The organism is Bacteroidales bacterium (assembly GCA_041671145.1).
In the GTDB taxonomy this organism is placed as follows: Bacteria; Bacteroidota; Bacteroidia; order Bacteroidales; family JAHJDW01; genus JAQUPB01.
This window is the reverse complement of record JBAZBZ010000013.1, coordinates 58,587-71,030: the sequence shown is the minus strand read 5'-3', so window position 1 is coordinate 71,030 and position 12,444 is coordinate 58,587. Positions and strand designations below refer to the sequence as shown.

The window sequence follows — 12,444 nt, the reverse complement described above, 5'->3', positions numbered from 1 at the left end:
GGAAGTAGCAGTTGAAGATTTGAAAAAAAATAACATAGATGTTTTAGTTACCGCTCCGATAAACAAATACAGCATCCAATCGCAAAATTTTAATTATCCCGGTCATACCGAATTTCTTGCTGATAAATTCAAAGTTGGAAATCATCTTATGCTTATGGTTAGTGATATATGCAAAGTGGGGATTGCTACAAATCATATTCCTGTGAAAGACATTTCCTCAAATTTGTCAGTAGAAAAGATTTATAATAAAATCAAAGTTATGAATCGCACACTAATCAGGGATTTTGCTATAAGAATGCCTAAAATAGCTGTTTTGTCTCTCAATCCTCATAAGGGAGATAATGGCGTAATAGGTACCGAAGAAGAAAGCATTATTGTTCCTGCAATTAACAAAGCTTATGAAGAGAAAATTCTTGCTTTTGGTCCTTATTCCGCAGATGGCTTTTTCAGAGATGGTAATTACAGTAAGTTCGATGCTGTGCTTGCAATGTATCACGACCAGGGACTTATACCTTTTAAAATGATGGCTTTTGAAAACGGTGTTAACTATACAGCAGGTCTGCCTATAATAAGAACCTCTCCCGACCACGGAACCGGATATGAAATTGCGGGGAAAAATGTAGCTTCTCCTTGTTCGTTCCGTTCATCGCTGTTTTTAGCATGTACAATATTTAATAATCGTTCAGCTTATGACAGCGATGCTGCGAATCCACTGAAAACACAGTATAAAGAAAAAGAAACTCAAAACCAAGCAGCTAAATGATAAAAAGTTCTATGTTGAAAAAATCAGATAATGATGTATGATTTTGTGTAATACCTTAGACATTTAACTTATAAACAATTAATACAACATGAGTAAAATATTTGTTAAGCAAACAGAAATCACTATTATAGTACAGGGTGAAACTGATTACATCAGTTTAACAGATATGGTAAAAAATATGCCCAATAACTATTCGGTAATTGGGCATTGGTTGAGATTAAAGGATACTATTGAATATATTGGACTTTGGGAAAAGTTAAATAACCCCAATTTCAAACTCACCGAATTCGGTGAGTTTATACAAAACGCTGGTTCAAATAGATTTACATTGTCTCCGCAACAATGGATTAATAAAACTAATGCAATTGGAATAATATCAAAGTCTGGAAAATATGGCGGCACTTATGCACATAAAGATATTGCGTTTCATTTTGCAATGTGGTTGAGTCCGGAATTTCATCTTTTAATTGTAAAAGAGTTTCAAAGATTAAAAGAACAAGAACAAAAATTGTTAAATCCCGAATGGGATTATAGGCGATTTCTTTCAAAGGTTAATTATAGATTACAAACGGATTCAATAAAAGAAAATATTATTCCTCATTATAATAATTTATCAAAAGAGCAAGAAACATATATTTATGCAAACGAAGCAGAAATGCTTAATGTCGCTGTATTTGGCATTACATCAAAACAATGGAGAGAAAACAATTCAAAAGCCACAATGGAAGGATATAATATTAGGGATTATGCTGATGTTCTGCAATTAACTGTTATAGCAAATTTAGAAACATTAAATTCTCATCTTATTAAACAACAAATATCACCAAAAGAAAGATTAGAGAAATTGAAAGCAGAAGCAACTTCGCAGTTAAAATCATTAATGAATTGTAAATATACTTATCCTCTTGAAAGTCCTCGTAAATATGAACAAAATAAAATTTTTGGTAAAAAAATAAAATGATTTTCGAATGTATCTCTGTAAGAATAAAATGAAAAATTATAACCTTTTAAATAAAATATAATTGTTTAATATGGTTTTTATAAAAAAAATATATTATTACTTAATATTATCGAGACGCCCGTGAATTACGATATTTCAAAGATTGCTCAGATTGTAAAAGGAGAATTTTTAAACAAATATGATGGAACTGCTCCGGTAAAAAATATTTTTATTGATAGCAGGACGCTTTCAAATTTCGAATCCTCACTGTTTTTCGCTATTGCCGGAAAAAGACATAATGGACATGATTATCTCATCGAATTGTATGAAAAAGGAATCAGGAATTTTGTGGTTTCCGAAAAACCGGTAAACATGAATTTAATGCCTGAAGCAAATATTTTATTTGTAAAAAATACTTTGACTGCGATGCAGCAGCTTGCTTCATCTCACAGGAAAAATTTTAATATTCCTGTTGTTGCAATCACAGGAAGCAATGGTAAAACTATTATAAAAGAATGGCTTTTTCAATTACTGGGTGAAGATAAAAAAATAATAAGAAGCCCCAAAAGTTATAATTCACAGGTCGGTGTTCCTTTATCTGTATGGCAAATAAACAATGAACACGAACTTGCAATTTTTGAAGCAGGAATATCTGAGCCCGATGAAATGGAAAAACTTCAGGCAATAATTTCTCCTACTATCGGAATATTCACCAACATAGGTCAGGCACATGGCGAGAATTTTATTAACATAGAACAGAAAATAGGGGAAAAGTTGAAATTATTTTTAAAAGTAAAAACTTTATTTTATTGCATAGATTGTTTTGGAATAAAAGAAAAAATCATAAAGTCGGAAATGCTTAGAAATATTGAAGTTTTCACATGGTCGCGTCATTCTGAGGCAACTTTGAAAATAAACAATGTTTCAAAAAATAAACATAAAACTTCAATTGAAGCCGTTTTTAAAAACAAAAATATTTCAATAGAAATTCCTTTTGCCGATGATGCTTCTGTTGAAAATGCAATTCACTGCTGGGCGGTAATGCTTTATTTAGGATATGATAATGAAAAAATAAAAAAGAGAATGTTGTCTCTTGCTCCCGTTGCAATGCGGCTTGAACTGAAAGAAGGAATAAATAATTGTGCTGTTATAAACGATAGTTATAATTCAGATATAAATTCTTTGACGATAGCACTTGACTTCCTCAATCAACAGGAACAACACAAAAAGAAAACTTTGATTTTGTCCGATATATTGCAAAGCGGAATTGATGAAAACGATTTATACAACGAAATTGCAGAATTAGTAATGCAAAAAGGCGTAACCAGAATTATAGGAATCGGAAATGCGATTTCACGGAACTCTAAAAAATTCGGTAAAATTGAAAATAAATTTTATAAAACAACAGATGATTTTCTGAATGATTATTCCGGTTCATTATTCAACAATGAGGCAATATTGCTGAAAGGAGCGAGATTATTCAAGTTTGAGCAGATAAGCAAGGTGATTCAACAAAAAGCACATGAAACTGTTCTGGAAATAAATCTAAGTGCAATAGTAAGCAACTTTAATTATTTCCGTTCTTTGCTTAATCCATCAACAAAGGTGGTGGCAATGGTGAAAGCGTTTTCTTATGGAAGCGGAAGTTATGAAATAGCCAACATTCTGCAATTTCACAGAATAGATTATCTCGCAGTTGCCTATTCCGATGAAGGTGTTGAATTGAGAAATGCAGGAATTAAAACTCCTGTTCTCGTTATGAATCCGCAGGAACAGAGTTTCGATACAATGATTAGGCATGGACTGGAACCTGAAATATATAGTTTCAGAGTTTTGGAAATGCTTTTAAATACAATTAAAAAAACATATAAATCAATTCAGAAACCGGTTGACATCCATATAAAGCTTGACACTGGAATGCACCGTCTGGGATTTGAAAAAGATGAGATAGATGATTTACTCAAAATTATAAAAGAAAATAAATTCATTCATCTTAAATCTGTATTTTCACATCTGGCTGCAAGTGACGAAGCGGAACACGATGATTTCACAAGACAACAAATAAAAACTTTCAAAGAATCTGGTGATAAAATAAAATCGGAATTTGCTCACGACATTTTACTTCACATATTAAATACATCGGGAATAATACGCTTTCCCGAAGCACAATTTGATATGGTGCGGCTCGGAATTGGCTTGTATGGAATAAGTCCGATTACAGAGCATCAGAATTTTCTTCAGAATGTAAGCACATTGAAAAGCAATATTTCTCAGATAAGAGAAATTGCTGCTAACGAATCTATCGGTTATGGCAGAAAAGCTGTTACCGATAAAAATATCAGAATAGCTGTTATTCCTATAGGATATGCCGATGGCTATACAAGAGCACTTGGAAACGGAAAAGGAAAAATATTTGTTAATGGCAAACTTGCACATGTTGTCGGAAATGTCTGCATGGATATGCTCATGATTGATGTTACAGACATTGATGCAAAAGAAGGGGATGATGTTGTTGTTTTCGGAAAAGATTATCCTATTGCAAATGTTGCAAATGACATGAACACTATTCCTTATGAAGTTTTTACAAGCCTTTCGAGAAGAATTAAAAGAATATATTATCAGGAATAATTAGAATTTGTCCATAATGTCCGATTTCTTCGTTATTTTCGGGACTGTCTCAAAGTATAGTGCGAATCACGGTAGCACAATTCGTAGGAATTGGAAATGTTTTTTTCTTATATTTACAAAATAAATTTACCACTGAAAATTCAAAGTGCGTCTCGTAATAATTATCGTCATACTCTTTTATGTTTGCTGTTGCAAAGCACAGAATCTTGTTCCAAATCCGGGTTTTGAAGAATATATTAATGATTCTGTATATGAATGGCAGCAACCTATGCGGCCATGGTACCATTTCGAAAGAAACAATACGAAAGCACATAGTGGCGAATGTTATAACGGTATATGTATGTGGAAATGGAATACTACCGAATATCTTCAGGTAAAATTAAAAAACAGGTTGTCCGAAAATCAGAATTATTTGGTAAAAGCTTATTTGCTCACTGTTGATTCACTTCAGAAGTGCAACATCGATTCGCTTGACGAAATAGGATTTGCATTTTCGAAAACTCCTTTGAATGTCATGCAAAAAACAAGGTATTATTTCGAGCCGCAGATAAAATTCAAACCGGTAAACAATTATACATGGTATGAACTCGAAGAAAATTTTATTGCAAAAGGTAATGAAGAATATCTGATAATTGGAAGATTTTATAAAACAAAAAACAAATCTATAATTGATACTCTTGAAGCACCCGATAACAAAATGTTTTTAGAACAACTTAACGAAATTGAAGTGAAATTTGCCGACAGTGTTAAGCAGATTGAAAATGAAGTTAAGGGTAGATACAAGGACTTTCTGTACAATTCGTGGAATATTGAAAAAATAAAAAGTAAAAGAAAAAGAGAAATTGAAAATGAAAAATTCAGAATAATAAATCAGAAGCTGAAGCAAGAAATATCAATAAAAAAATATCTGCTCTATGATTATTTTAGGCAGATGGAACGTGAAATAATTGCAAATTTCGAAATGAAAAATAAAAATATTTCTGATTTGAATTGTCGTTTGCGTTTTTATATTGACGATGTTTCAGTTGAAGCCGTTAATGAAAATCAGTTTTCTGCCGAAGAGGGAAAAATCACTGTGCTTAAAAATGTTTTTTTCGATTTCGACAAATATGATTTGCTTCCCGAATCATTTGCCGAGTTGAACAAACTTGTTTTGTTTTTAAATGAAAATCCTTTACTTAAAATTGAAATTTCAGGACACACCGATATCATTGGTAGCGAATCGTATAATATTTCACTTTCTGAAGCAAGGGCAAAATCAGTAGTTGATTATTTAATAAATAAAGGAATAAAATCGGAGCGGCTGAAATATAAAGGCTATGGTACTTCCGTTCCTGTTGCAGATAATAATTCTCCTGAAGGAAGAGCACAAAACAGAAGAGTGGAATTTAAAATATTGTAAAAAAAGTACTTGAAGTATATCCATAATGTGAACCTTAAACACAAATTTATTATTCTAATTTTAAAATTTAATGTATATTTACGACTGAAAAAAAAGAGCAGGTTATGGATAAAAAGACTGTTGCCGAAAGAAAGGAAATACTTAAGAAATATCGTGATTTGCTGAGAGTCATAAGGTCAAATGTTTCCAAAGATAACAAACTGATTTTACGCAAAGCTCTTGACCTTGCCATTGAAGCGCATAAGGACATGCGCCGAAAATCTGGCGAGCCATATATTTACCACCCTTTGGATGTCGCATATATAGTTGCAAATAATATCGGACTAGGAGTTACATCCATCGTTTGTGCATTGCTTCATGATGTTGTTGAAGATACCGAATATACACTCGAAGACATCAGGGGAATGTTCGGTGAAACAATTGCCAAAATCATTGACGGGCTTACAAAAATAGCAGGAGTTTTCGACCAGACAACTTCTTTGCAGGCTGAAAATTTCAAGAAAATGCTGCTTACCCTTTCCGACGATGTAAGAGTGATTCTCATTAAACTTGCCGACCGTCTTCATAATATGCGAACTCTCGATTCGCTGTCGAAAGAAAAACAACTTAAAATTGCTTCCGAAACATTATTCCTGTACGCACCGCTTGCTCACCGCTTCGGATTATATGAAATAAAAAACGAACTCGAGGACCTTGGTGTAAAATATATAGCTCCCGATGTTTACAATTCGATAACTGAAAAACTTGCTGCCACACAGGAAGTACGCGATGTTTATATTCAAAAATTTATTGAACCCGTTAAAAAATCACTTGAAAAATCAGGAATTAAAACAAGAATTTTCGGAAGAGTTAAATCTGTTAACTCAATATGGGATAAAATGAAAAGAAAAGAAATCCCTTTTGAAGAAGTTTATGATTTATTTGCTATAAGAATTATTATTGATACCCCTATTGAAAAGGAAAAATCAGACTGCTGGGCAGCGTATTCAGCAGTAACTGATATGTACCGCCCCAATCCCGACCGCCTGAGAGATTGGATTTCTACTCCTAAAGCAAATGGATATGAGTCGCTGCATACTACAGTTATGGGTCCCGAAGGAAGATGGGTGGAAATACAAATACGCACCGAACGCATGGATGAAGTTGCCGAAAAAGGATATGCTTCGCACTGGAGGTACAAAGAAGCAGTTTCCGGTGAAAATGCACTTGATGAATGGTTGAAAAAAATACGCGAACAACTTGACAATTCAGAAGCTAATGCTGTTGACTTTGTTGATGACTTCAAGCTTAACCTCTTTGCTGAAGAAATATTTGTTTTTACGCCAAAAGGTGAGTTGAGAAACATGCCTGTTGGTTCCACTGCACTTGATTTTGCATACAGCATACATACCAAAATCGGAAACAATTGCATAGGTGCTAAAGTTAATCATCAGGTGGTTTCTTTGAGTTATCATCTCAGAAGCGGCGACCAGATTGAAATTCTAACTTCACAAAAACAAAAGCCCGATGAAGAATGGCTTAATTATGTGGTTACAGCAAAAGCAAAAACATCAATAAAAGATGCTCTTAAAGAAGAACGACGATTTTTGTCAGAACAAGGAAAACACACTCTTGAGAAAAAACTGAAATTCATGAAAATGGAATTTAATCAGAGCATTGTAACTAAATTAATGAATTACTACAGACTTCCTAATCCGGCGGAATTATTTTATCAGATTGAAAAGGGTGACATAACTCTGAAAAATCTCAAAGAATTTTCACGCGATTCGGAACGCGGAAAATGGCTAAAATATTTAAAACGCACACAATCGGTTATTACTCTCGGTGTTGCCGACAAACTATGGCACCTGATAACTATAAAATCAACTTCAAATGTTTTGAAGGAAGATGTTGAAAATTTTAATTATTCAATTGCAACGTGCTGTAATCCTATTCCCGGTGATGATGTATTCGGCTTCATGCTCGAATCGGATAAAATCGTAATACACCGTACCAATTGCAGGGAAGCCATACAGTTAATGTCAAAATATGGCAATAAAATAGTAAAGGCAAAATGGAATCATAAAGAGTCGGTATCATTCTTAACGGGAATAAAAATAACGGGTATTGACCAGGTTGGTATGGTCAACAGGATAACAAAAATCATCTCAAACCAACATAACATTAATATGCGTTCCATCATCCTTGATGTACATGACAGCACATTTGAAGGAACTTTTATGTTGTATGTTCATGATACAAAACATTTATATGAAATGATGAAAAACCTTAAAAGCATTAAAGGTATTTTATCTGTTACAAGAATTGAAAGAAAAAATGATTAAATTAGGTCGTAAGGCATTACTCGTAAGTTATAATGATTACAAAACGTTTATAATATAACCGAAACTGATAACTGAAAACTCTAAACTTTTTATTCTGTCAAAAGTTTTTAACAATATTTTTTCAAAATGAGTTTTTATGTAAATTAGCAAAAAGAAAAAACTGATTATATATAATTAATAAAATTAAATTTGTAGTGCAACATGATGAAAATTGATGTTTTACTTGGACTCCAGTGGGGAGATGAAGGGAAAGGAAAATTAGTTGATGTAATTGCTCCTGAATATGACATTATTGCACGCTTTCAGGGAGGTCCTAATGCAGGGCATACTCTCGAATACGATGGGAAAAAATATATTCTTCATACTGTTCCTTCGGGAATATTACGTAAAAATGTTGTGAATATTATAGGAAACGGAGTTGTTATTGACCCTGTGGTTCTTAAAAAGGAAATTGAAATGCTCGGAAAATTCGGTATTGATATTACAAACCGTCTTTTGATTTCACGCAAAGCACATTTAATTATCCCTACTCATCGTTTACTTGATGCAGCTTATGAAGCATCTAAAGGAAATACAAAAATTGGCTCGACACTTAAGGGGATAGGTCCCGTATATACCGATAAAATCAGCAGAAATGGCTTGAGAGTTGGGGATATTACCTGTAGCGATTTTAATGAAAAATTAAGCAACATGGAAAAAAGTCATATTAAAATTCTGAAAATGCTTGATTATAATTATGCTCTTAAAGAAATAAAAGACGAATGGCTCGAAGCATTGGAAATATTGAAGAAGCTAAATCATATAGATAGTGAAATTTTTATTAATGAAAAAATAAAAGAAAATAAAAAAATTCTTGCCGAAGGAGCGCAAGGTGCAATGCTCGACATAGATTTTGGTTTGTACCCTTTTGTTACTTCGTCAAACACAATAAGCGGCGGAGCATGTACCGGACTCGGGTTTTCGCCAAAGCTTACAGGCGATATTTATGGTATTTTCAAAGCATATTGTACGAGAGTGGGAAGCGGACCTTTCCCCACGGAATTGTTTGACGAAACAGGTGAAGCAATGAGAAATACAGGAAAAGAATTCGGCTCCACAACCGGACGACCACGCAGATGCGGTTGGCTCGACTTGCCCGCTTTGAAATATTCATTAATGCTCAATGGAGTTAATAAACTCGCTATAATGAAAGCCGATATTCTCAGCGGTTTTGAAGAAATAAAAATTTGCACTCATTATAGTTATAAAGGTAAAAATATTGACTATGTGCCTTTCAGACTTGACGATGCTCTGACACCCGTGTATAAAAAAATGAAAGGATGGGTAAAAGATATATCGGGAATTAATAAAATTGAAAATACACCGAAAGAATTAATCGAGTATGTGGATTTTATTGAAAAAGAAATAAATATTCCTGTATCAATGATTTCAGTTGGTCCCGACAGAATGCAAACTATTTATAAAAATAAACTTTGAAATTCCGGCAGGTTTTTTGATGTTTTTAGAATAAATTATTAAAAATAAAAATATGAGAACAAAAATTATTACTCTCGCAATCATTGCTTTTATTGGCTGTATACAGCTTTCATTTTCTCAAAAGCAAACTGCTAATGCACAAGCACCCAAAATTCCAATTGATTCGGCAACAAACTTAATTACATATAAGGAAATAGTCAAATCAAGCTTCAATAAAACACTTTTGTACCGACACACAATTGAATGGATAAGTGCCTGCTTCGTTAATTCACAGGAAGCAACTACCACAAGAGATGAAGCTAATGGCATTATTGAAGGAAAATACAGATTTAAAATTTACAATTACGATAAAGCCGGTAATAAATCGGAATCGGGTATTATCCAGTATAGCTTTAAAATAGAAATTAAAGACAATAAATACCGTTACACATTTACAAAATATAATATCAAAGCAAATTCATACACTCCTGTAGAAAAATGGTTTGATAAAAATGCCCAGTCATACAGTCCCCTTTATGAATCGTATCTAACACAAATTGATGTTTACACAAGGGATATTATTGCAAAACTTAAAAAGTTAATGGAAAAACCCGAAGAACAGAAGAAAGACAATTTCTGATAAATGTTTTTTTAATGATAATAATAATATTCAACCTGCTTCTAATTTGTTCATCTGCATTTGCCCAAACATATACCACTGCCGACTCAACAATATTTGTATCCGAAAGAGATATCTTCAAACAAAATATACCAAAATCGGCAGGAGTTGTCAGCGATTTCGAAAGAATTTTATATCCGCAATAAATTGCAGAACTCACGAAAATAATTAAAAACTATGAACAAAAAACTACAAACGAAATATACATAGTAACAACCGACAGTGTAAGTCCATTTTTTTAATTACAACATTAATGAAATACTATTTTATAACCACATTTTTACTTTTTACTCTACACTCTTTTTCGCAATGTCCAAATAATATAAAAAACTGCAAGGGACAGTGCGGATTGTATATTGATGTCAATAAAGACGGCTATTGCGATAAAGCTGTAATTGAAAATAATCCAGATGCAATAATAAAAAAGAATGAAAATGAAGTTTATAAATTAAAACAAAATAAAAAAACGAATGTTACCAGTGAAAAATCTAAAATTGAATGTTCGTTTTTGAAAAATAAATCGTATGAAGAAAAAATAAATACAGATACTACTGTTGATAAAATTAAAAGTAAAAACGAAGCTTCCGAGAAAAATATTGTTACAAAAAATAATTCCGCAACTGCAATAAGCGAGGAAAATGGCGTAAAACCACCTGCTGCAACTTCGCCATATCACTTTATTGGCATATCCGTTTCATTAATTTTTTTATATGTTGTTTCTTTACTACTCGTGAGAAAAAAGAAAGTAAAAAAAACAACACATACGAAAATCTGGAATTCTTTTTTGCTTATGGCATTTCTTTTTCCCGGATTAATCGGAATATTTCTTGTTCTGAAAATTAATTATGGATTTCATGTTTCCTTTTTAAGACAGCTTTATGTTTTTCACGTTGACTGCGCTGTTGGCTTTGCCGTGATTGCGATTATTCATGTCTGGAAACATCGTAAATTTTTTTATAAGATTATTTTTTCGGTAAAAGAAAAATAAAATTTAATTTTTGAAATAATGCTAAAAAAACAATATTTTTGGTAATTATTATTAATGAAAATAAATTATATGAGCGTTGAAATAAAAGAAGTTATTACTAAAAAAGATATAAAGCAATTTGTAAATTTTCAGTTTGAATTATATAAAAATGCAGAATATTGGGTGCCGCCTTTAAAAGCCGACGAAATAAAATCATTGTTACCGAAGTACAATCCTGCTTTTAATTTCTGTAAAGCAAAATTCTGGCTGGCATATAAAGACAATAAATGCATGGGAAGAATCGGCGGAATTATAAATGAAAAAGATATTGAGAAAACAAATGAAAAGGTTGCACGTTTCTCAAGAATAGAATTTGTTGATGATTTTGAGATTTCAGCAAAACTTCTCGAAGCTGTCGAAAAATGGGCAAAAGAACAAGGCATGACTGCAATTCATGGACCACTCGGTTTCACCAACCTCGACCATCAGGCAATTCTTATTGAAGGATTCGATTATCTTCCTTCTGTTGCTTCTGAATATCATTTCCCGTATTATAAAGAACATATTGAAAAAGCAGGATATGAAAAAGAAATTGACTGGCTCGAATTTCGTCTTACAATGCCGAAAGAAATACCCGAAAAAGCAATTAAACTATGTGAAACAATAAAGAAAAGATATAATCTTACTTCTAAAACATTTTTGTCTTCCAAGGATTTGATGCTTTATGCAAACGATATGTTCGAGTTGCTTAATAAAGCATTTGAAGAACTATTCAGCGTTGTTGCTTTTGATGAGAAAATGGTGGAATATTATAAAAAGAAATACATGAAAATGCTGAATCCTAAATTTGTTAAGATTGTATTTGATGCAGATTATAAAGTTGTGGGATTTATTATCGGTGTGCCTTCTTTATCCAAAGCAATGCAAAAAGCAAAAGGAAAATTATTTCCATTCGGATTTTATCACATCATGAAAGCATTGAAAAATCCCAAGGAAATAGATTTGTTTCTTACTGCCGTTAACCCGCAGATGCAGGGAATGGGAGTTCCTTCTATCATTATTTCCGAACTCATGCAAACAATTCTTGAACATGGCATCACTCACGTTGAAACTACCGGTATGATAGAAACCAACCAGAAAGCCATTCAGCACTGGAAAATATATGAGCATGTTCAACATAAAAGAAAAAGATGCTTTAAAAAGAGTTTGTAGTTTAAATTGTTTGCGGTTTGTTGTTATAAAAACAACTACAAACAACAAACTCTCACAGAATTCCGTAAAAGAAA

Annotated in this window: 10 protein-coding genes; all 10 read left to right on the top strand. The window is 32.6% G+C overall.

The window, feature by feature from the left end; all coding sequences use genetic code 11:
* The coding region (locus WC223_06545) for a 4-hydroxythreonine-4-phosphate dehydrogenase PdxA (protein ID MFA6923896.1) at positions 1 to 763 on the top strand (763 nt) is incomplete at its 5' end.
* Positions 764 to 851: 88 nt separating this feature from the next.
* Complete coding sequence (locus WC223_06540) at positions 852 to 1,724, top strand: KilA-N domain-containing protein (protein MFA6923895.1); 873 nt, start codon at positions 852 to 854, stop codon at positions 1,722 to 1,724.
* A gap of 120 nt (positions 1,725 to 1,844) precedes the next feature.
* The gene (locus WC223_06535) at positions 1,845 to 4,331 is read left to right on the top strand and encodes a bifunctional UDP-N-acetylmuramoyl-tripeptide:D-alanyl-D-alanine ligase/alanine racemase (GenBank protein MFA6923894.1); all 2,487 of its coding nucleotides are present in this window, start codon (positions 1,845 to 1,847) and stop codon (positions 4,329 to 4,331) included.
* A 145-nt stretch (positions 4,332 to 4,476) separates the two neighbouring features.
* Entirely contained in the window at positions 4,477 to 5,733 is a 1,257-nt protein-coding gene (locus tag WC223_06530) for an OmpA family protein (protein MFA6923893.1), read from the top strand.
* A 104-nt stretch (positions 5,734 to 5,837) separates the two neighbouring features.
* Positions 5,838 to 8,057: a bifunctional (p)ppGpp synthetase/guanosine-3',5'-bis(diphosphate) 3'-pyrophosphohydrolase gene (locus WC223_06525; protein MFA6923892.1), complete on the top strand. Its 2,220-nt coding sequence runs from the start codon at positions 5,838 to 5,840 to the stop codon at positions 8,055 to 8,057.
* 204 nt (positions 8,058 to 8,261) lie between these two features.
* The gene (locus WC223_06520) at positions 8,262 to 9,533 is read left to right on the top strand and encodes an adenylosuccinate synthase (GenBank protein ID MFA6923891.1); all 1,272 of its coding nucleotides are present in this window, start codon (positions 8,262 to 8,264) and stop codon (positions 9,531 to 9,533) included.
* A gap of 52 nt (positions 9,534 to 9,585) precedes the next feature.
* Positions 9,586 to 10,152: a DUF4468 domain-containing protein gene (locus tag WC223_06515; protein ID MFA6923890.1), complete on the top strand. Its 567-nt coding sequence runs from the start codon at positions 9,586 to 9,588 to the stop codon at positions 10,150 to 10,152.
* Positions 10,153 to 10,166: 14 nt separating this feature from the next.
* On the top strand, positions 10,167 to 10,337 hold the full coding sequence (locus tag WC223_06510; protein ID MFA6923889.1) for a hypothetical protein: 171 nt from the start codon (positions 10,167 to 10,169) through the stop codon (positions 10,335 to 10,337).
* 107 nt (positions 10,338 to 10,444) lie between these two features.
* Positions 10,445 to 11,179 (top strand): hypothetical protein, encoded by a 735-nt coding sequence (locus WC223_06505; protein ID MFA6923888.1) that lies wholly within the window; start codon positions 10,445 to 10,447, stop codon positions 11,177 to 11,179.
* A 69-nt stretch (positions 11,180 to 11,248) separates the two neighbouring features.
* Positions 11,249 to 12,370: an N-acetyltransferase gene (locus tag WC223_06500; GenBank protein ID MFA6923887.1), complete on the top strand. Its 1,122-nt coding sequence runs from the start codon at positions 11,249 to 11,251 to the stop codon at positions 12,368 to 12,370.
* Positions 12,371 to 12,444 lie beyond the last annotated feature (74 nt).

What these genes read in the sequence shown, in the direction of transcription:
- WC223_06510 (MFA6923889.1), top strand. Translation starts at nt 10,167, where the DNA reads ATGATAATAATAATATTCAACCTGCTTCTAATTTGTTCATCTGCATTT.
- WC223_06505 (MFA6923888.1), top strand. Translation starts at nt 10,445, where the DNA reads ATGAAATACTATTTTATAACCACATTTTTACTTTTTACTCTACACTCT.
- WC223_06540 (MFA6923895.1), top strand. Translation starts at nt 852, where the DNA reads ATGAGTAAAATATTTGTTAAGCAAACAGAAATCACTATTATAGTACAG.
- WC223_06520 (MFA6923891.1), top strand. Translation starts at nt 8,262, where the DNA reads ATGAAAATTGATGTTTTACTTGGACTCCAGTGGGGAGATGAAGGGAAA.
- WC223_06500 (MFA6923887.1), top strand. Translation starts at nt 11,249, where the DNA reads ATGAGCGTTGAAATAAAAGAAGTTATTACTAAAAAAGATATAAAGCAA.
- WC223_06525 (MFA6923892.1), top strand. Translation starts at nt 5,838, where the DNA reads ATGGATAAAAAGACTGTTGCCGAAAGAAAGGAAATACTTAAGAAATAT.
- WC223_06515 (MFA6923890.1), top strand. Translation starts at nt 9,586, where the DNA reads ATGAGAACAAAAATTATTACTCTCGCAATCATTGCTTTTATTGGCTGT.